Source organism: Bacillus sp. FSL M8-0025 (assembly GCF_037975475.1).
GTDB classification, from domain to species: Bacteria; Bacillota; Bacilli; order Bacillales; family Bacillaceae; genus Bacillus; species Bacillus subtilis.
On record NZ_CP150258.1, the window covers coordinates 2,067,138 to 2,086,917 of the forward strand.

Consider the following 19,780-nt stretch of genomic DNA (forward strand, 5'->3'; position numbering starts at 1 on the left):
TTTGTTTCCAAAAATGGCACACAACTGTTTTATCGTCAATTTTTCAGCAAGTTAAACCCTTTTCAAACATTTGGCGCAGCATTTTCAGCATCGTTCGACCTTTAAACCTTCAAATAAACATCTAACATTTTACATAAGCACGATATGTTTTTCGAAAGTCTAAGGAACTATTTAAGCGAGGGTAAAAATGATGGTTTTCTATTGATGAACGAAGCAGTTTCTCCTCCTTTCTTGTCTATTTTTCTAATCAATTCTCTATCGGCGTGTCAAATCCCTCTTATGAAATGGCAAAAAGCCTGTTCTTTCGATAAGAACAGGCTTTTACACTATGCATTTGCTGATTGAGTTTTTTGTTTTACAGCTTCAAGAATGCTGTCGGCTGCTTTTTTAGAGCCGCCTGCCGCTTTCAGTGATTGTCCAATTTCTTTTGCCTTTTCAGCATACGAACGATTATTCATTACTTCTTGTATCGTCTCTTTCAGTAGGCTTTCAGACAATTCTTCCTTTTTAATTACTTTTCCTGCGCCGACTTTTTCTACCTGATCTGCGACAACAAATTGGTCGCCTCCCATCGGAATGACAACGAGCGGGGTTTCAAAATACAAACCTTCACTTGTGCTGTTCATTCCGCCGTGGGTCACAAATAAGCTGGCTCTTTTCAAGATCTCAAGCTGAGGGACATACGGGCGTACAATGAAATTCTCCGGAATGTCGTTTAACTCACTTGTTTTAATATGCTTGCCGATGGAAAGCACAACTTTACCGTCAAAGTCCTTACACACTTCAAGGCATTGATTAAAAAACTGCTTTTGATTATTAAAAATGGTTCCCATTGAAATAAACAGCACGTTTTCATTGTCAATCTGATCAAATGGGAAATCATTGTTTCCGGCTCTTTCTGTAATGGAAGGACCGACAAATACATATCGCTCGCCAAATTGCTCAGCCAGTGGCTGAAATCCCCTTGATGTAAAGACGATTGTCAAGTCACCATCAGCTAAAAAAACATCAAATGGCTTCTTGATCTCTGCTTGAAAATCAGCATTTAACGTTTCTGCAAGCTGCTGGTATGATTCATAATGAGGCGAATCTTCAAGTGATCCTTTCATGTACGCTCCCATCATTTCCTTCGCAAATTCCTCATTCATCGCAAAGGTTGTACACAATGAAAATCTTGGCAGCTTCAGCATGTTGGCAATGACTTTACCCGCGAGAAGATGGTGATCATATATGACATAATCATACGATTCATGTTTGACTTCCTCATAAATATGAGTCGCGATATCCTTACAGGCTTTCAAAAAAGCGCAGAGCATTTCTGTGAAATCTCTTTCTTCATCGCCGGTTGCGTTTTTCCCGAAGTAATCTCCCCTGAAATCATGATACTCACGAAACTCTATATTAAGAGCTGTGATTTTTTCTTTATATTCCTTCACTGCGTAGTACGTAATGTTTTCTCCCCGGGATTTCAGCTCCTTCATCACACCGATAGAGGGATTAATATGCCCTTCACCGGGGAAACCGATCATTAATACATTTGCCATGCGGCAGCACCCTTCCTTTGAAAATTTATATAATATTTTATACGGTACTATAAATACATAAACAGGTAAAGTATTTCACTTTATTAATATTCATTACATATAACTTTTCTACCAGCTTATATTCCCTGTCTTCAAGACAAAAAGCATTCAGCTTGAAGCGAATGCTTTAATAAAGATACGAATTCAGTCATTTTGTCTCATGATAGGATTCTTAATCAGGCCCTTTTTATTATTTTTACGTTCTTGGTGAAATTAACGGATATAATACACCGTCTTTGGCAAACGACATCTTCCCTGTTTCCTCTGAAACCACGAGCACCAGTGCATCCGTATAGCCCGACATACCGAGAGCCGCCCGGTGCCGGGTTCCCAAATGGATATCCACTTCCTTCGTCGTCAGCGGGAGCACATTGGCTGCTGACACGAGTTTGTTTTCCCTCACTAATAAAGCGCCGTCATGAAGAGGGTTTCCGGGAAAAAAGATGCTTTCAATTAATGAAGAGCTGATCTCGGCGTGTAGGGAGGTACCTTTTTGAATAAAACGTTCAACCGGGTCTGCTCTTTCAATCACAATTAAAGCTCCATGCTTATGTTCCGATAAGGCTTTAATCGCCTTGGCCAGCTCAATAAATGCCGGCGTAAATTCCTCAATGTATGATTGCAAATAAAAGGAGGATGCAATCCCCTGCATGTCCTGAAAAACGTGCCCCAAATCATCTAATTCACAAAGGAGACACTGGTCTTTTTCGTGAAGCGTTTTCAAGATTAGAGATGCATCACCTAATATTTGCTCTAAGTACACCTGTATTTTCCCCTTGAACGCATTTTCTGATATCTGCTCATAGCGCATAGCCTTCATCTCCTGTTCAAATTTCCAACTTTTCACGAATGCTTATCTTATTGATGCACATTCTATTGGTAAAGGAGGGATGTAAAGAATGGAAATCGAAAGAATCATTCAGTATATTTGCACCTTTTTAGGCGTGATTTCGCTTTCTTTTATTTATGCCCAAATGTTTAGAAAAACGAAACCGACAAAAAAAGAATAGGCCCGGCGTTCATTGCTTTTTATACATAGAATGTTATAATTTCTCTCGTTATGAAAAAGAAACGGAGATCAATGTATGAAAGAAACTCAAAACGCCCGGGAAAAAATCAAACAGCTCTTGCACATTTTAATACCGATATTCATTACCCAAGCGGGGCTTTCTCTGATCACTTTTCTAGATACTGTGATGTCAGGGAAAGTCAGCCCCGCTGATTTAGCTGGTGTCGCCATTGGCTCAAGCCTTTGGACCCCTGTTTACACAGGACTTGCAGGTATATTAATGGCGGTCACCCCGATTGTCGCTCAGTTATTAGGTGCAGAGAAAAAACAGAAGATTCCCTTTACTGTTTTACAAGCTGTATACGTAGCCGCGCTTCTTAGCATCGCCGTTTTAGTGATTGGATATGCTGCAGTTGACCTTATTCTTGGCCGATTGAACCTTGATATTCACGTGCATCAGATTGCTAAACACTTTTTAGGCTTTTTATCACTGGGAATTTTCCCTTTATTTGTTTACACCGTGTTGAGATCATTCATCGACTCATTAGGAAAAACGAGAGTCACCATGATGATTACACTCAGTTCTCTTCCAATCAATTTTGTATTGAATTATGTATTTATCTTCGGGAAGTTCGGAATGCCGGCACTTGGAGGTGTAGGCGCGGGACTGGCATCCGCGTTAACTTACTGGTGTATCTGCATCATCAGTTTTTTCATTATTCATAAAAACGCACCGTTTTCTGAATACGGGATTTTTCTTACCATGTATAAGTTCTCTTGGAAAGCATGCAAAAATTTGCTCAAAATCGGGCTGCCTATTGGGTTCGCCGTGTTTTTTGAAACGAGCATTTTCGCAGCTGTCACGCTTCTCATGAGCCATTTTCATACAGTGACCATCGCGTCCCACCAGGCAGCCATGAATTTTGCGTCTCTTTTATATATGCTGCCGCTCAGCGTGTCCATGGCTCTAACAATTGTTGTCGGGTTTGAAGTGGGTGCAGCCCGTTTTAAGGATGCGCGCTCATATAGCTTAATCGGCATCATGATGGCGATCGGCTTTTCTTTGTTCACTGCCGCCTGTATCCTTTTATTCAGAGAGCAAATTGCGGGCATGTACACTTCTGACCCCGATGTGCTCCGGCTGACACAGCACTTTTTAATTTATGCGCTATTTTTTCAGCTTTCCGATGCTGTTGCCGCACCGATCCAGGGAGCACTCAGAGGGTACAAAGATGTGAACTATACGCTTGCGGCCGCTTTTGTCTCTTACTGGGTCATTGGCCTTCCGGTCGGTTATATGGTCGGTACGTTTACAAGCCTCGGTGCATTCGGCTATTGGATTGGATTAATAGCAGGACTCGCCGCCGGAGCAGTTGGGCTGTTTTTCAGGCTGGCAAAACTGCAAAAACGTTATTCGCAAAAACAACACATTTAAAAGAGGTGATCAATCATGGCAAAAAACAAAAAATTATTCGAGTATCTTTCCCAGCATGCGGAAACCATCAGTTCAACGTGGTATGAAACAATCGAGGAGACTGATCCCAATTCCATTTATGCCTCAACAGATCCTGTTGTCATTCACAATTTAAAGAGCCAGAATCTTGCCTTTAACTATAAAATAAACCGTATTTTTATAGATGATGAGGACGTATACTTGCCTATACTGAAAGAATGGGCCTTTGAAGTCACACAGGATCAAGAGCATTTAAAAACTCCTATCCACTATATTATTCGGGAGTTTGTCAGAGTGAGAGATTTATATGTTTCTTATGTGAAAGAATTTGTCCATCTCAATCAGGATACTGTGAAAAGCGAAGAAGCCGAAGACCTGTATCACGCCCTTATAAAAGCGTTTGATCTTGTGATTCATATTTTTATAGAAGAAATGTACAAAAACACAAGCCTTCAGCTTCAGGCCCAAAAAGATATGATTACTGAATTGAGCGCTCCGGTCATCGTGCTGTTTCACAGCGTCGGACTGCTGCCTTTAATCGGAGATATTGATACAGTCCGCGCCAAGCTGATTATGGAAAACACACTGCATCAATGTGCGAAAAAAAAGGTGACACAACTGTATATTGATTTGTCAGGAGTAGCTGTGATTGATACGATGGTTGCCCATCAGCTTTTCAGTCTGATTGAGGCACTTCGTTTAATCGGTGTTTCTTCAACTTTGTCTGGAATCCGTCCGGAAATCGCGCAAACAGCGGTTCAGCTAGGTTTGTCTTTCGAAGGTATTTCCTTGAGATCCACTCTCGCTTCAGCAATTGCATCGGACTTAAAATTAAAAAAGGTATAAGGCTTAAGGCCTTATACCTTTTTGATTAATCATTCCATTGATACGTCCAATATATTTCTTCTTCAAACCATGTTGCCATAACAGGTTCATTATTTTTCAATTTCTCTTCAAGCTCTCTGAGCATGCCTTCTGTTTGTGTGCGGTGAGCTCTTAACGCATTCATTTTAATATCAGCTACTTCTTTGATATCAAGTACGACATCAGCTTCGCCGAGAACCTCTTCTCTGTTGCGGGTAATGGCCATGCAGATTGTGCGCGGACGGTCTTCTTTCTTTTTGCGGTATAATGCACGGATAACCGCTTCCCCGCATGCATCATGGTCAGGGTGCACACCGTGTCCGGGATAAAATGTGACAATTAAACTTGGTTTTACATCATCTATGATCTCTTCCATGATATCAGCTAAATACTCATCGTCTTCAAATTCGAGCGTTTTGTCACGGAGTCCAAGCATACGAAGGTCATTGATATCCATTTCTTTGCAAGCATTGATGAGCTCTTGTTTTCTTAGCAGCGGCAACGTTTCACGATTCGCGAAAAATGGATCGCCCATATTTCTGCCCATTTCACCTAAAGTGGCGCAGGCATACGTAACGGGAATGTCTTTTTTTCTGTTTAAGGCAATTAGACCTGCCACTCCATATGATTCATCATCAGGGTGAGGCAGGATTACTAGTACATGTTCTTTCATTATTATTCACCCTTTTCTTTAAACTGTGAACGGTTTTTCGCTGATTTGCAGAGAAATAGCCAGTTTACCGCCCGGCAGGTGTCCCGCCATTAATAAACGGTTTTCTTCATCTACCGTGTATTCAGTCAAGCCTTCAGCATAAATCCAGCCTTCTTCTGTTTTCAAGCCAACGCGGTAAGGCCCGTTGCCTTTGATTTTTGCCTGATGATAAGTGACTTTTGCATTGCGGATATACGCAACAACCGTCATGTTCTTTTCATTTAAGTGCGCTGAATAAGAACCTGTGGTGGTTTCTAAATGGATATATACAGGGCGGTCCGCATATCGTTCTAAAGATGCTTGCACATCTTCTTTTATGATCGCTTTCATGATTGCTCCCCTCTTTCTTCTTTTAAATACTCTGCACGTTCTGTATGTAATTTGACCAGCTGATATTTCACAGCCGGTTCGAGCTGTGAATTCACAATGCGCTGAATCGCGGCAAAATATTTTTCCAGCATCGGTTTTCGGAGTCTTGGATGTGTTCGTTTACCCAAGAGCTCAAGATCAATCGCCTCTGCTACCGCTTCTGCGTCATCATGTGCGAGAGATCGGTTATTCCAAAGTGAAGCATAGGCTTTCACTATCTCTTTATCATTGTCCATCGTCTTGCTCCTTTATGTCTTACATACATGAAATGATTATACATAATATATGCATCAGCTGAAAAGCCAAAGGCCTCAATGGCTTTTTGACGCCCGTTTCCACTTCACTTGTGAAAACGTAAACAAGAGCAGCGCAGCCCATATACAGCTGAATGTAAAAGCCTTCGAGCTTGAAAATGGCTCATGGTAAACAAACAGCCCGATCAGAAGAGTAATGGTCGGCGCAATATATTGTAAGATACCGACTTGATACAGTGGCAGCCGTTTCGCTCCTTCCGCAAACAATAAGAGCGGCAAAGCCGTAAACACACCGGCCAAAAAGAGAAGCAGCCACGTCCCTCCGCTTTCTGCATCCGCTGGCTGAACATGTCCGCTGAACAGCAAATACCCTAATGCAATCGGCATAATCATGAATGTTTCCAGCGTTAAGCCGATGGCACTCGGCAGGCTTGTTCTTTTTTTGCTTAACCCGTACAGCCCAAAGCTGAATGCGAGCAGAAGCGCAACATAAGGAATGGAGCCGTATTGGAACGCCGAGATGATGACACCGGCTGCCGCAATCGAAACGGCCACTAATTGCAGGCGATTCAGTTTTTCCTTTAAAAATAAAATCCCAAGGAGCACTGATACAAGCGGATTAATGTAATAGCCAAGACTAGCCTCAAGCAAAAAGCCATGGTTGACAGCCCATATGTATACAAACCAGTTGATCGAAATCAGGATAGAAGCAAGAAATAAAGAGAGGATCCCTCCGTTCTTTTTCAGAGAGCGCAACTCCTGCCATCCTATTTTCCATTGCCGCAAGAAAAAAAGTACGATACACATAAAAACAAAAGACCATATAATACGATGAGCCAAAATATCAAGAGCCGGCAGCTGTTCGAGAAGCTTCCAATAGAGCGGAAACAGGCCCCACATGATAAATGAAACGGCTGTGTAAATAACGCCTTTTTTTGTTTCTGAATATTGCATTTATATCCCTGCCTTTCTTTAGAGCATCTTATATTATATCACGTGAAAGATCTGGCGGGCATATACTATTTTGTCCGTGAAGAAAGGATGTGAAGACAATGTTTGAGTGGAACAAGTACTTTCCTTTCCACAATCAATTTTCTAAAGAAGCATTAAAAAAAGCTGATCCGAAAGAAGTTGAAACGTATGTCAATCGTGTGATGGAAAGTGTGTTCGGCAGTGATTATGCGGCTCAATTTCCTTTCCGCGATCCTCTCCCCCAAAAAGAACATCCCGCCAAACCTGATGCAAAACCTGATGTCAAACCTGATATTGATATATTCGAAACAGCAGACCATGTGTTTGTAAAGGTGCCAATCAGCGAAGAATGGCTGGAACAAGTGAGAATCAAACACACATCTCACGAATTATGGTTGGAAAACCTCCCAAGAGCAGATCATCCGAAAAAAGTAAACCTTCCTTGTTTAGTCAAACGCAAAGGAACAAAAGCCGTCTATAAGGATGGCCTTCTGGAAGTCATGTTTCAAAAGCAGCAAGACTACAATATGTCCGAGGTAGAAATCATCCGATAAAAAACGGCCTGCAATCGATGCAGGCCGTTTTTTATTAATAGAAGCCGGGATATCCCCCGTATGGCACGCCGGCACCAAAACCGTACGGTCCGCCTCCATATCCATAAGGGCCAGGAGGATAGGCATAGGGACGAGAATAGTTAAACAGCGCACTCCCGAGAAAACCGCCTAATAAACCGCCGACTAGAGGAGCGCCAAACAAAAAAGGACTACGCGCCGGATATCCGGCTGGACCTGGGATTCCGCGTAAATACGAATGATGAGGGTACATGATTTTTTCCTCCTTTATGTCTGCCTATACGTAAAGTATTCAGCAAGGAAGAAAAACGATTGGGCTACGGACTGTCTATGATTGTTACATCACAAGCCCTGCCAATAACACACAGCCGAGCCCTGTAACCGAAAGAACTGTTGTAAGCAGCGTCCAGGTTTGAAATGTTTCTTTCATGCTCAAGCCGAAAAATTCCTTTACCATCCAAAATCCTGCATCATTTACATGACACGCAATGACACTGCCGGCTCCTGTTGCAAGCACCATTAACGCAGGGTTTACACTGCCAGCCTCCATAAGCGGAGCTGCCATTCCCGCTGTGGTAAGCGCAGCCACGGTAGCAGAGCCTAGACACAGACGCAGAACCGCGGCGATGGTCCATGCAACGAATAGCGGCGACATGTTTGTTTGACGGAAAAAATCAGCGACATAATCGCCGACTCCGCCGTCAATCAGCACCTGTTTAAACGCTCCTCCCCCTCCTATGATGAGCAGCATCATCGCAATTTGCGAAATTGATTCTGAAATAGATCTGCCGATTTCCTGCATAGATATTTTACGGGCATATCCCATCGTATAGAGTGCAAGCAACAGCGAAATGAGCATTGCCGTTCCCGGAGTGCCGATAAATTCTATAATGTCTTTTCCTTTTGAATGTTCACTCAATAATAAAGAAAAAATTGTTGCCATTGCCATAAAGATAACCGGGAATAAAGACGTGACAGCACTGATCGCAAAGCCCGGTGTTTCATCCAGCTGAAATTCTTTCCTTGGTCCTAACCCCGATAGGTTTCCATGCTTTTGATACGCACCAGGAAACCGTTTCATCGCAAATTTATTAAATAAAGGCCCGGCAATCACAGTTGTCGGAACAGCGATGATGATTCCAAAAAGCAGCACCTGGCCAATATGGGCACCATATGCAACTGAGATAGCAGTTGGAGCAGGATGCGGGGGCAAAAATCCGTGAGTAACATTTAAGGCGGCGGCCATCGGGATTCCCAGATACAGAAAAGGCATTTTTAATTCTTTAGCAATCGCGTAAACAATCGGTATCAACAGAACAAGACCGACTTCAAAAAATAGGGCAATCCCGATGATAAAAGAGGCAACCACAACCGCCGCCTGTATTCGTTTCCTCCCGAATTTGTCAATCAGCGTAATGGCGATCCGGTAGCCGCCCCCAGCATCTGAGACAAGCCTCCCAAGCATCGCGCCAAGTCCAAACACTAAAGCTAAATGCCCCAGCTGCCCGCCAATTCCAGTCTCAATTGAAAGAACAATTTTATTGATATCCATTCCAAGTCCGATGGCTACTAAAAATGAAACGACAATCAGTGAGACAAAGGTATTTAATTTTACTTTAATAATGAGAAATAACAGAATCAGCACTCCGACAGCTACAATTAAAATCGGCATGGTACCCCTCCAAAAGTGTTTTATATGATTCTCGCGACAATGTTTTGGCGCTTTTCATGCCTAGATGAACAGAAAGCGCTTTCATTAATAACTAAAAACGTCTTGGTTATATGATTGTTATCTTTTGATCAACTAATATGTTCATACTAATCTCCTAATCAATGACTGTCAATCGTTTTTATGAGCTTGTCTCGATTACCTACCGCCTAACCCAATGATTTATTAGTTATATGTTGATTAACTTTTGGTTATATGTTATGTTTTTTAAAGTTGACTGCCAATCATTATATCTCTCCATTGTCTGGAAGCAAATGAGACAATATGAGAACAGACGGATAACAACTTCATAAGAGGAGGAGTACACATGCCATTATTGCGTTTTGATGTAATTGAGGGCCGTGATGAAAAATCGCTGCAATTGTTATTAGATACTGCTCACCAAGCGATGGTTGAAGCATTTGGTGTTCCGGAAAGAGACCGTTATCAAATTGTCCATCAGCATCCCGCAAACGAGCTTATAATCCAGGATGCGGGATTAGGGTTTCAGAGAACCAAGGATATGGTCATCATTAGCATGACAAGCAAAGCAAGAACCGAAAGCCAAAAGGAAAAATTGTATGCTCTGCTTGCTGAAAGGCTAGAAAAAAAATGCGAAATTTCCCCTGACGACCTCATGGTATCTATTACTGAGAATGGTGACGCAGACTGGAGTTTCGGTCTCGGTGAGGCGCAATTTTTGAATGGAAAACTATAAGATTTCGTCTCCCCACAAAAAAAAAGAAGAGAGAGCTCCAAAGAAGCTCTCTCTTTTTTCATAAATGCGGAAGTCATCAGTATAGAAGCATCCAGCAATACGAAAAACCTGGATCTCCTTTTATATCCGGTTTAAATGCCAATTGGAAGCTGACTGGGTTTTGGCTGAAAATATAAAATTTTGCTGATTTGCATAATAAGATACATCATAATCCCCATTTACAATAGGTTGGATGTTATAGCTTATTGATCATTTCCTATTTTATATATCCCCTTCATATGCACATGACATTTTTGCCAATCCGGAAATATCAGTCTGACAAATATAAAAAGTCATGTAAACGGGTGTGAACCGTACTTACATGACTCACCATGGAAACAAAGGCTCTTTTTCAGGTGCCGCTTTCCTTATTTCTCTTCTTCACACACTGTGTCACCAGGCTCGCAAAATTGATCGGCCCATGCCTGCATTTCTTGAAATACAGCTTGAAGCGCTGTTCCTTTTTCAGTCAGCGTGTAGATGACTTTGACCGGCGTTTCAGGGAGAACCTGCCGTTCGACAATCTCGTTTTGTTCAAGCTCCTTCAAGCGCTCTGCCAACATTTTTTGGCTGATCATCGGTATTGTTTCCGTTATCTCTTTAAACCGTTTCGGCCCATCCATTAGCACATGGATGATCAGACCGTTCCATCGTTTTCCCAGCAATGAGAATGCGGATTCCATTTTAGGGCACATCGTATTTCCCACAAGTCTTCATCCCTTCATCTATTGATTGACATGTATTCAATGATCCATTACAATAATCTTTCAAGTTACATTTAGTAAGCTTCTAACTTTTCTATTATCATACCACGTTTATCCGAAGGAGGAAACACTATGACGAATACTCTGGATGTTTTAAAAGCACGTGCATCTGTAAAGGAATATGATACAAATGCCCCGATCTCTAAGGAGGAGCTGACTGAGCTATTAGACCTTGCCACTAAAGCGCCTTCTGCTTGGAACCTTCAGCATTGGCATTTTACAGTATTCCACAGCGATGAATCAAAAGCGGAGCTTCTTCCTGTAGCGTATAATCAAAAACAAATCGTTGAGTCTTCTGCTGTTGTTGCCATTTTAGGCGATTTAAAGGCAAATGAAAACGGTGAAGAAGTTTATGCTGAATTAGCAAGCCAAGGCTATATTACGGATGAAATCAAACAAACATTGCTCGGCCAAATCAACGGTGCTTACCAAAGCGAGCAATTCGCACGTGATTCCGCTTTCTTAAATGCTTCTTTAGCTGCTATGCAGCTTATGATTGCCGCAAAAGCAAAAGGTTATGACACTTGCGCAATCGGCGGATTTAACAAAGAGCAGTTCCAAAAGCAATTTGATATCAGTGAGCGCTATGTTCCGGTTATGCTTATTTCAATCGGCAAAGCAGTGAAGCCTGCGCATCAAAGCAACCGTCTGCCGCTTTCAAAAGTATCAACTTGGCTGTAAGGATATGAAAAACCTTAGTCCGAAATCCGGACTAAGGTTTTTTTATACAATCGCCTCTTTGTACCATTCACGAGCCTGTTCAGCTTCATGCTGAGTCAGCTGATGGCCCCCGTCCTGCCAGTAAACGGAGGCTGATGCCCCGCTGTCACGCAAATAGCGGTAAAGCTCTTCTGATTCTTCCTTCGTGCAAAGAGGATCGTATTTCCCGGCACCGATAAAAACAGGGAGCCCCGCCATATCAGGCAGCTCGATACCCCGAATCGGAACCATTGGATGATGCAGAATAGCCCCTTTTAACACATCTTTATAATGAAAAAGCAGGCTTGCCGCAATGTTTGCGCCGTTTGAATAACCGACTGCAATCACTCGGCCGCGATTAAACTGATGCGTTTCTGCAGCCTCGTCGATAAAATCTTTCAATTCTCTTGTCCGCACCACAAGATCCTTTTCATCAAAAACTCCTTCACTCAGACGTTTGAAAAATCGCGGCATTCCATTTTCAAGCACCGATCCTCTGACACCAAGCAAATGGGCATCAGGGTCTATAAACCGCCCCAATGAAAGCAGATCGTGTTCATTACCACCCGTGCCATGCAACAGCAAAAGTACGTTGTCAGATGTTCCTTTCTCATAAATATGCTTCATTATAAATTCCCCCTTTTAAAGTTCAGGTAAAATGTCTGTAATTTGTTGTCTATGTTTCTCCAGCCATTCAGGCAGTTTTAAGGAAGTCCCTAGCTCAGCAAACGTTTCATCTGTCATAAAGCCCGGTTCATCTGTGGCAATTTCAAATAAGATACCGCCTTTCTCCCTAAAATAAACTGATGTAAAGTATTCCCTGTCGAGAATTTCTGACGAAGGCAGATGGTTTTCAGCAATAATCGGCAGCCATTTCGCCTGTTCCTTTTTCTTAGTCCGAAACGCTACATGGTGTACCGTACCATATCCTCCGACTCCTCTTTTTTCAGGATGTAAATGGACATCAATGACACCGCCGACCGCCGCTGAAGATGCCAGTCTGACAATCTGGTCTTCTTCGGCCACTTTGGTGTATCCAAAGCTTTCCGTTAACAATTGTATGGTCGCCTGCGGGTCGTAGGAATATAGCAGCACACCTTTCATTCCCGTAATTGCTTCATTTGTTGTGATCCCGTCAGGCGTCCACTCGCTTTTGCCGCTTTTCGCATCCTCCATGATCGCCAGCGGAAGGTCTTCTGTATCATCAAAAATAAGACCTTTTTCACCAAACAACGTTTTTTCCTCTAGGCTCAGCCCGCTTTTCTCAAGACGTTCCTTCCAAAAAGACAGGGAGCCTGAGGGAACTGAAAAGTACACCCGGCCCGCTTGGCCTTTTCCTACCGTTCCCTGTCCGCTTCCTTGGAACGGAAAAAAGGTCATTATTGTACCGGGATCTCCGTTTTGATTCCCAAAGTAAAAATGATACGTTCCGGGATCATCAAAGTTTACTGTTTTTTTAACGAGCCTGAGCCCAAGCACTTCTGTATAAAATCGCAAGTTTTCTTGCGGATCTCTGGCGAATGCTGTGACATGGTGCAATCCTTCTGTTTTCATTTTCTCACTCCTATTTATCTCGATTTCAAGATATTTATTATTTTAAACCTTTATTGAAAAGGATGCAAACCATGTGTTTTGATTAAATAATTGAAAAAATCATTTTTTTCTAATAATTATCTTGTGATCTTTTCTTACAACTGCTATTATAGTGAGCATTATCATGTTTCAGGAGGAAAGTAAATGGTTAAAAAAGCACTTATTGTGATTCTCATTCTTTTGCCATTCGTTCAGCTCGCGCTTTTGCCGCTTGTGAATCGAATAGAACCGATTATGTTCGGCCTGCCGTTTTTCCACTTTTGGCTGCTGCTGTGGATTATTGTTACGCCGTTATGCTCGTTTGGCATTTATCAGATGCAAAAAAAAGATGGAGGACTTGAATAATGCAAGGGAATCTGACTGCACTTCTCATTACTGCTATTATTGTTTTAACCGTTGTCTGTATCGGCTTTCTCGCCGGAAGAGACAAATCCTCACGCACTTCTGTGGAAGAATGGTCTGTCGGCGGCAGACGCTTCGGCGGTCTTCTCGTCTGGTTTTTAGTAGGCGCTGACCTTTATACGGCCTATACTTTCTTAGGGTTGACCAGTACTGCTTTTACAGGCGGAAGTGTTGCATTTTTCGCCATTCCTTATTCTGTGTTGGCCTACTTTATCGCCTACTTCTTCTTGCCAAAACTTTGGAAAGTTGCGAAAATTCATAAATTAACAACACTCGCGGATTATGCCCGGGAACGTTTTAACAGTAAGCTTTTGGCAAGCCTCGTTGCCATCGTTGGGGTACTCATGCTTATTCCGTACATATGCCTTCAGCTGAGCGGCATTCAAGACACGCTTCAGGTTGCCGGCACTGGCTATATTAACGTAAAATTCGTTGTGATCATTTCATTTATTCTTGTTGCTCTTTACACATTCTTCAGCGGGATTAAAGGGCCCACATATACAGCCATCATTAAGGACATTTTAGTATGGGTCATTATGCTGTTTATGGTGGTGTCCCTCCCTCTCATTCATTTTAACGGCTGGACGCCAATGATTGACACGTTAGTGAAGGAAGCGCCGCAAATGCTGACGATACCGGCAGAAGGGCCAAAAGGCATCCCTTGGTTTATCACAGCATCTATTGTTTCCGCTCTGGCACTTTTTATGTGGGCGCATGCCGCTACAGGTGTTTTCACGGCGAAAAGCGCTGATGCAGTAAGAAAAAACAGCATGTTTTTGCCGCTTTACAATATTGTGTTAATATTGGTTATTTTTCTTGGCTTTATCGCCTTTCTTGTCCTGCCGGAAGATACAAATCCAAGGCTGGCGCTGCTGCATTTGATTCAAACATCTTACGGCGGCGTGGCACAAGGCTTTGCATATGCCACTATCGCTCTTGCTTCATTAATACCTTGTTCCATTATGGCAATCGGCGCATCGAATTTATTCGCCAACAACCTATACCGGGATTTGATTCATCCGAATGTGTCGCAAAACAAGCTGACCCTTGTCACACGTTCAATGGTCTTTGTTGTCATCGGTCTTGCGCTGCTGTTTGGAATGCTGTTCCCGACTGCCTTAGTGACACTTCAGCTATTAGGTGTATCCGGTATGGTGCAAATCTTCCCTGCGATTGCTGTCAGCCTGTTCTGGAAAAACCAAACGAAAGAAGCAACGGTTATCGGATTATTAGCCGGCCTAGCGGTAACGTTTATTGTGTATATCACTCAATCCGCACATGGCATTTATGAAGGATTCTGGGGATTGGCCGCCAACATGATCGCTGTGGTCATCCTGAATCCGCTGTTCGTTAAAAACGCGGGATCCAATCCTGTCATTGAAGGTTTATTTGGCAAAAAACAAGACGCTAATCCAAATCAAAAGGGCGCATAAAAAAACCATACGCGGCAGCCGCGTATGGTTTTTTTTACATTTCTTTTTTCAGTGTTTCAATTGCCTTTTCCATTTGCGTATCATTATCAGACAGCTTCTTTTGAAGTTCTATCATTAATTTCGTTGTTGTATCGCCAGTCAGTATGCCTGTTTCATTCAGCTTCTCTTTTTTCTGGAACTGTTTGACGACAGATACAAAATCCTGGTCATACATACTGTTAACCTTTACCTTGTAACCAAGTGCTTTGAGCATTTTCTGAGCCACTTTGACGTTTGTGCCTGTATCACCTGATTTGTACGTTTTATCTGCGTCCAAATACGGCAGCTTCGCGTAATCAGGCAGCTCTGCTTTCACTTGAGGCTTGATGCCTTTTTTGTGAATCCATTCGCCATCAGCAGTCAGCCATTTGGCAACTGTCAGTTTGACGGTAGAGCCATCATCATATTCTTTTGCCGTTTGTACTGTACCTTTGCCGAATGTCGTCTCGCCGATTAACGGTACGTTTGACGATTCATGAAGGGCAGCGGCCATAATTTCGGCTGCGCTTGCTGTACCGTCATTTACTAAAACGACGGTCGGCTTGGTCACTTTCCGTTCTTTTTCGGCCTTCATGACTTCTTTTGAACCGTTTTTGTATTCAACCTGCATGATGTTTTTCCCTTTATCAATGAACAGGTTGCTCATCGTAATCGCCTGTTCCATTAAGCCGCCCGGGTTGCCTCTCAAGTCTAAAATATAGCCTTTGGCGCCTTTTTTCTCTAAACTGTCAATCGCATCTGTCAGCTCTTTAGCTGTTGTTTCAGAGAAAGAAGTGATTTGAATTTCTCCGATGTTGTTGTCTTTCATCTCTGAATAGACAGTCTCTACAGGAATGGTATCGCGCTTAATGGAAAGATCGATATTCCCCACTCCCGCTCTGTTCAGTTCAAGCTTCACCTTTGTGCCCTTTTTGCCTCGGATTAAAGCGACGGCTTCATTTACATTCATGCCTTTTACGCTTTTTCCATTTACCTTAATGATTTGGTCCCTCGGTTTGATACCGGCTTTTTCAGCAGGTGAACCTTTAATTGGGGATACAATAAGGATTTCTCCGTCTTTCTCCTCTACTTGGGCTCCGATTCCTTCAAAAGATGCTGAAATCGTCTCGTCGAATGATTTCGCTTGCTCTTGATCCATATATGTAGAATACGGATCATCCAGTGATTGAATCATTCCTTTAATTGCTCCGTCTACTAATTTGTCATCATCTGTTTTTTGGTAATAATCACTTTTGATTTGCTCATACGCTTTATTTAATTTGTCGAACTTGCTGTCTCCTGTGCTTGCTGATTTTTGGCCCAGGATACTGGAATTGCCCGTAATAAATAAAGTAAGCGCCGAAGCGACAACTGCAGTGATCAGCACAATAAAAAACAGTTTTAATTGCCGTTTCAATTAAACACCACCTTTTTCTTCTTACATTATTATCATGGACGAATTCTTATTCGTCAACTCGGAGCAGAAATGAAAGAGAAACGCCCTTCTTTTGCTTTTCATAAACCTATGTCTTTATACGACATATGATAAGGAAAAAGGAGGATTCGATATTGAGCCGATATTTAGAAATGCTGTCCTTATTCGGTGTCGCAGGGGCGCACCCAGGCGGGCTGGCTTTTTCAAAAGCGGTCTTGCAAAAGGCTGCGCCCTCCCCGGATCAGCCGATTCTTGATGCCGGATGCGGAACAGGGCAAACGGCGGCTTATTTAGGACATTTGCTGTATCCTGTAACAGTCGTTGATAAAGATCCTATTATGCTTGAGAAAGCGAAAAAAAGATTTGCGAATGAAGGGCTTGCCATCCCTGCATATCAGGCGGAGCTGGAACATCTCCCGTTTTCTGCTGAGTCCTTTTCCTGCGTCCTGTCAGAATCGGTCCTCAGTTTTTCACGCCTGACATCCTCTCTTCAAGAAATTTCAAGAGTTTTAAAACCCGGCGGGATGCTAATTGGTATAGAAGCTGCTTTAAAAAAACCGATGCCCCCTGCAGAAAAGAAGCAAATGATGGATTTTTACGGATTTACTTGCTTACATGAAGAAAGCGAATGGCATAAACTCCTAAGATCCTATGGCTTTCAAAAAACAGAAGCGATGACACTTCTTCCGGAAGACATGGAATTTGAACCAACCACAGAAATGGATTTATCGCAAACGATTGATCCCATCTATTACGATACGCTTCAAACACATTATCAGCTCATGCAGTTATATAGTGAGTACATGGGTCATTGTATTTTTATCGCGTACAAGTAAAACGGCGTATCGCCCCCTGTTTTCGTCCAACCTTTTTTTCCTATCTATCATATGCTGATAGAAAGTCAGGATAGGAGGGGAACAATATTGGAGAGATATTATCATCTTTGCAAAAACCATCAAGGTAAAGTCGTCAGAATTACAGAGAGAGGCGGGAGAGTTCACGTCGGCAGAATTACCCGTGTAACAAGAGACAGAGTTTTTATAGCTCCGGTCGGCGGAGGGCCAAGAGGTTTCGGTTACGGATATTGGGGCGGTTATTGGGGATATGGAGCGGCTTACGGGATTTCCCTCGGTTTAATTGCAGGAGTGGCTCTTGCTGGTTTATTCTTCTGGTAAGCATAGAACAAATGCTAGATTCACCAGACACAATGAAGCCCGCTTATCTAGTGTAAGCGGGCTTTTCATTTTAAATTTTCTTCACTTTTTCAAAGTACTCTTCAAGCGTTAAATCATTATCTTGGATGACCTTTGCGGCTTTTTTGCCTACATAGCGCAGATGCCATGGCTCATATTCATATTTCGTGATATCTTCTTTATTTTTCGGATAGCGAATAATAAAGCCATATTTATAAGCATTGTCCTGCACCCATTTCCCGTCTGCCGTGCTTCCGAACGCTTCATTTAGCTCAAAGCCATTGCTCCGGCTCGAAATGTCCATCGCAAGGCCTGTTTGATGCTCGCTTTCACCCGGGTAAGCGACCGCTTCCTTTGCCTTCTTTTCCCCTTTTAGGCTTACTTCATTGTCAAAAATAACTTTCTGTCTGTCATACGAACGGTACCCTGAGACAGCTGCCAGTTCATAGCCTTCCTTTTTGGCAGCATCGAACATTGTTTTTAATGCGTCGGCCGCTTCTTTTCTGATGTAACGTTTTTGAATCTTTTCTTCAAAAGAAAACTCTACATCAGGTATGACAAGATCGCTAGGTTCATAGTTTCCGGGCAGTGCATATTGTTTATTGACAAGCGCGAGTATATTTTCTGGATTTTGAATGGTTTCCAGACCATCGACTTTTTTAATATCATTGAAATACTGGCTTTCCAATGAAAACTCACTGTTTTGAGTGTTTGATTTTTTGCTGTCAGCTGTTTTTTGTTCTGTTTGCTTTGTTTCTGCTGTGGTTTTCGTATCCTTTTGAGCATCTCCGTTCGACATGCTGCAGCCGGCTCCGACTATTGCCGTTACACTCAGAGCGGCAGCCAGTGAGAACCATTTACCGGACTTTTTCATATTACATTACCTTCCTTTTATCAATCGTTTCCGCATTCATAAAGAAGAGGCTGCCGGCACCCAGCACGCCTCTTGATATATTTTATTGTGATACGGAATGTAAAGCCACTTCTATCATATCATGAAATGTCGTTTGACGCTCTTCCGCTGTCGTTTCTTCTCCTGTTAATACGTGATCACTCACGGTGAGAATTGACAGGGCTTTTCTTCCGTGCTTCGCTGCTAATGTATACAATGCAGTTGTTTCCATTTCAACGCCAAGCACACCGTATTTTGCAAGTTTTTCAATTTGCGAATCGTCATTGTAGAACTGGTCAGCTGTAAATACGCTTCCTACAGTCACCGGCACACCTTTATCCTTTGCGGCATCATAGGCATTTTTTAAAAGCTCGAAATCTGCGCAAGGCGCAAAATCAACGCTTCCGAAAGCAACTCTATTCATTTGTGAATCAGTTGAGGAGGTCATCGCCAAAATGACGTCTCGCACTTTGACATCTTTACGAATAGCGCCGCAGGAACCGACTCTTATTAGATTTTGCACATCGTAGCTTTGAATTAATTCATTCACATAAATTGAAATAGACGGAACGCCCATTCCCGTGCCTTGTACTGAGATTTTTTTACCTTTATATGTACCCGTAAATCCATACATGCCTCTGACTTCATTGTAGCATTCTACATTTTCAAGATACGTTTCTGCAATAAATTTTGCTCTGAGAGGATCTCCCGGCAAAAGCACAGTATCCGCAATTTGTCCTTTTTCAGCACCTATATGTACACTCATCTCATATCCTCCTGTAAATCTAAATTATCATCCAGCCCGTCCATTTTACAACGAATGTCATGATGAAACAAACTTCAGCATTGATTATAAAGGAATATGTCGAAAAAAGAAATGTTCGAGGATCTGTTAGGCACTTCCTCAGAAAAACGGATAATCGGGGTGTTAATTTGAAAACCTAACCGCAGGAAGGAGGGGTGGGACATGGGTAAAAAACATCGCAACCGGATCACCGGTCAAAAAAAGAACAATCATATACCTGAAAAAGATATCATTGCAGCTGAAGAAGCACACGGGAAAGAATATTCTGCTGCCAAACGCAAGCCTTAAAACTG

24 protein-coding genes are annotated in these 19,780 nt (G+C 42.5%); 10 read left to right on the forward strand and 14 right to left on the reverse strand.

The window, feature by feature from the left end; all coding sequences use genetic code 11:
* Positions 1-326: 326 nt before the first annotated feature.
* Positions 327-1,544, reverse strand: a complete 1,218-nt coding sequence (locus MKX38_RS10315; RefSeq protein WP_167408231.1) for a macrolide family glycosyltransferase — start codon at positions 1,542-1,544, stop codon at positions 327-329.
* Positions 1,545-1,779: 235 nt separating this feature from the next.
* Positions 1,780-2,403 (reverse strand): cyclic di-AMP synthase CdaS, encoded by a 624-nt coding sequence (cdaS, locus tag MKX38_RS10320; protein WP_010886531.1) that lies wholly within the window; start codon positions 2,401-2,403, stop codon positions 1,780-1,782.
* A 265-nt stretch (positions 2,404-2,668) separates the two neighbouring features.
* On the opposite strand from cdaS, the gene MKX38_RS10325 reads away from it, so the two are divergent.
* The gene (locus MKX38_RS10325; RefSeq protein WP_339187087.1) at positions 2,669-4,027 is read left to right on the forward strand and encodes an MATE family efflux transporter; all 1,359 of its coding nucleotides are present in this window, start codon (positions 2,669-2,671) and stop codon (positions 4,025-4,027) included.
* Between the two features lie 15 nt (positions 4,028-4,042).
* Positions 4,043-4,891, forward strand: coding sequence for an RsbT co-antagonist RsbRC (rsbRC, locus tag MKX38_RS10330; RefSeq protein ID WP_014480032.1), 849 nt, complete (start codon positions 4,043-4,045; stop codon positions 4,889-4,891).
* 25 nt (positions 4,892-4,916) lie between these two features.
* Here rsbRC and bshB2 read toward each other — a convergent pair whose 3' ends face one another.
* From bshB2 to rarD, 4 genes are all read right to left on the reverse strand, one after another.
* Positions 4,917-5,582, reverse strand: a complete 666-nt coding sequence (gene bshB2, locus MKX38_RS10335; RefSeq protein WP_003231215.1) for a bacillithiol biosynthesis deacetylase BshB2 — start codon at positions 5,580-5,582, stop codon at positions 4,917-4,919.
* A gap of 18 nt (positions 5,583-5,600) precedes the next feature.
* Positions 5,601-5,951 carry a YojF family protein gene (locus MKX38_RS10340; RefSeq protein WP_003231213.1) on the reverse strand — a complete coding sequence of 117 codons (351 nt, stop codon included), beginning with the start codon at positions 5,949-5,951 and terminating at the stop codon, positions 5,601-5,603.
* On the reverse strand, positions 5,948-6,226 hold the full coding sequence (locus tag MKX38_RS10345; RefSeq protein ID WP_339187090.1) for a hypothetical protein: 279 nt from the start codon (positions 6,224-6,226) through the stop codon (positions 5,948-5,950). Before MKX38_RS10345 ends, MKX38_RS10340 begins: the two co-directional genes overlap by 4 nt.
* Positions 6,227-6,301: 75 nt before the next feature.
* The gene (gene rarD, locus MKX38_RS10350) at positions 6,302-7,198 is read right to left on the reverse strand and encodes an EamA family transporter RarD (protein WP_069837573.1); all 897 of its coding nucleotides are present in this window, start codon (positions 7,196-7,198) and stop codon (positions 6,302-6,304) included.
* Positions 7,199-7,296: 98 nt separating this feature from the next.
* Here rarD and gerT point away from each other — a divergent pair, with 98 nt between their 5' ends.
* On the forward strand, positions 7,297-7,770 hold the full coding sequence (gerT, locus tag MKX38_RS10355; RefSeq protein ID WP_003231207.1) for a spore germination protein GerT: 474 nt from the start codon (positions 7,297-7,299) through the stop codon (positions 7,768-7,770).
* Positions 7,771-7,804: 34 nt separating this feature from the next.
* Here gerT and MKX38_RS10360 read toward each other — a convergent pair whose 3' ends face one another.
* Both MKX38_RS10360 and MKX38_RS10365 read right to left on the reverse strand, forming a co-directional pair.
* Positions 7,805-8,041 carry a hypothetical protein gene (locus tag MKX38_RS10360; protein ID WP_004399366.1) on the reverse strand — a complete coding sequence of 79 codons (237 nt, stop codon included), beginning with the start codon at positions 8,039-8,041 and terminating at the stop codon, positions 7,805-7,807.
* An 84-nt stretch (positions 8,042-8,125) separates the two neighbouring features.
* Positions 8,126-9,460 (reverse strand): gluconate:H+ symporter, encoded by a 1,335-nt coding sequence (locus MKX38_RS10365; protein WP_003231203.1) that lies wholly within the window; start codon positions 9,458-9,460, stop codon positions 8,126-8,128.
* A gap of 364 nt (positions 9,461-9,824) precedes the next feature.
* On the opposite strand from MKX38_RS10365, the gene MKX38_RS10370 reads away from it, so the two are divergent.
* A complete protein-coding gene (locus MKX38_RS10370; protein WP_003231200.1) occupies positions 9,825-10,214 on the forward strand; it encodes a tautomerase family protein in 390 nt (129 codons plus the stop codon).
* A gap of 407 nt (positions 10,215-10,621) precedes the next feature.
* On the opposite strand, the gene yodB is transcribed toward MKX38_RS10370, so the two are convergent.
* A complete protein-coding gene (yodB, locus tag MKX38_RS10375; RefSeq protein WP_004399427.1) occupies positions 10,622-10,960 on the reverse strand; it encodes a transcriptional regulator YodB in 339 nt (112 codons plus the stop codon).
* A gap of 129 nt (positions 10,961-11,089) precedes the next feature.
* Here yodB and MKX38_RS10380 point away from each other — a divergent pair, with 129 nt between their 5' ends.
* Positions 11,090-11,698 carry a nitroreductase family protein gene (locus MKX38_RS10380; RefSeq protein WP_003231196.1) on the forward strand — a complete coding sequence of 203 codons (609 nt, stop codon included), beginning with the start codon at positions 11,090-11,092 and terminating at the stop codon, positions 11,696-11,698.
* A 42-nt stretch (positions 11,699-11,740) separates the two neighbouring features.
* On the opposite strand, the gene MKX38_RS10385 is transcribed toward MKX38_RS10380, so the two are convergent.
* Positions 11,741-12,343 (reverse strand): alpha/beta hydrolase, encoded by a 603-nt coding sequence (locus tag MKX38_RS10385; protein WP_003231194.1) that lies wholly within the window; start codon positions 12,341-12,343, stop codon positions 11,741-11,743.
* Positions 12,344-12,358: 15 nt separating this feature from the next.
* Positions 12,359-13,270: a ring-cleaving dioxygenase gene (locus MKX38_RS10390; RefSeq protein ID WP_003231191.1), complete on the reverse strand. Its 912-nt coding sequence runs from the start codon at positions 13,268-13,270 to the stop codon at positions 12,359-12,361.
* A gap of 183 nt (positions 13,271-13,453) precedes the next feature.
* On the opposite strand from MKX38_RS10390, the gene MKX38_RS10395 reads away from it, so the two are divergent.
* The gene (locus tag MKX38_RS10395) at positions 13,454-13,654 is read left to right on the forward strand and encodes a DUF3311 domain-containing protein (RefSeq protein ID WP_003231189.1); all 201 of its coding nucleotides are present in this window, start codon (positions 13,454-13,456) and stop codon (positions 13,652-13,654) included.
* Positions 13,654-15,144 (forward strand): sodium:solute symporter, encoded by a 1,491-nt coding sequence (locus tag MKX38_RS10400; RefSeq protein ID WP_042976063.1) that lies wholly within the window; start codon positions 13,654-13,656, stop codon positions 15,142-15,144. Before MKX38_RS10395 ends, MKX38_RS10400 begins: the two co-directional genes overlap by 1 nt.
* A gap of 34 nt (positions 15,145-15,178) precedes the next feature.
* On the opposite strand, the gene ctpA is transcribed toward MKX38_RS10400, so the two are convergent.
* The gene (ctpA, locus tag MKX38_RS10405; protein ID WP_003231186.1) at positions 15,179-16,579 is read right to left on the reverse strand and encodes a carboxy-terminal processing protease CtpA; all 1,401 of its coding nucleotides are present in this window, start codon (positions 16,577-16,579) and stop codon (positions 15,179-15,181) included.
* Positions 16,580-16,731: 152 nt separating this feature from the next.
* Here ctpA and MKX38_RS10410 point away from each other — a divergent pair, with 152 nt between their 5' ends.
* Together MKX38_RS10410 and MKX38_RS10415 are read left to right on the forward strand one after the other, a co-directional pair.
* On the forward strand, positions 16,732-17,433 hold the full coding sequence (locus MKX38_RS10410) for a class I SAM-dependent methyltransferase (RefSeq protein ID WP_015251882.1): 702 nt from the start codon (positions 16,732-16,734) through the stop codon (positions 17,431-17,433).
* Positions 17,434-17,520: 87 nt separating this feature from the next.
* The gene (locus MKX38_RS10415; RefSeq protein WP_003231182.1) at positions 17,521-17,772 is read left to right on the forward strand and encodes a hypothetical protein; all 252 of its coding nucleotides are present in this window, start codon (positions 17,521-17,523) and stop codon (positions 17,770-17,772) included.
* Positions 17,773-17,842: 70 nt separating this feature from the next.
* Here the strand turns inward: MKX38_RS10415 and ldcB are convergent, their stop codons facing one another.
* A complete protein-coding gene (gene ldcB, locus MKX38_RS10420; RefSeq protein WP_014480046.1) occupies positions 17,843-18,664 on the reverse strand; it encodes an LD-carboxypeptidase LdcB in 822 nt (273 codons plus the stop codon).
* An 82-nt stretch (positions 18,665-18,746) separates the two neighbouring features.
* Positions 18,747-19,448, reverse strand: coding sequence for a purine-nucleoside phosphorylase (gene deoD, locus MKX38_RS10425; protein ID WP_003231176.1), 702 nt, complete (start codon positions 19,446-19,448; stop codon positions 18,747-18,749).
* Positions 19,449-19,649: 201 nt separating this feature from the next.
* Here deoD and MKX38_RS10430 point away from each other — a divergent pair, with 201 nt between their 5' ends.
* Complete coding sequence (locus tag MKX38_RS10430; RefSeq protein ID WP_003231174.1) at positions 19,650-19,775, forward strand: hypothetical protein; 126 nt, start codon at positions 19,650-19,652, stop codon at positions 19,773-19,775.
* Positions 19,776-19,780: the final 5 nt, after the last annotated feature.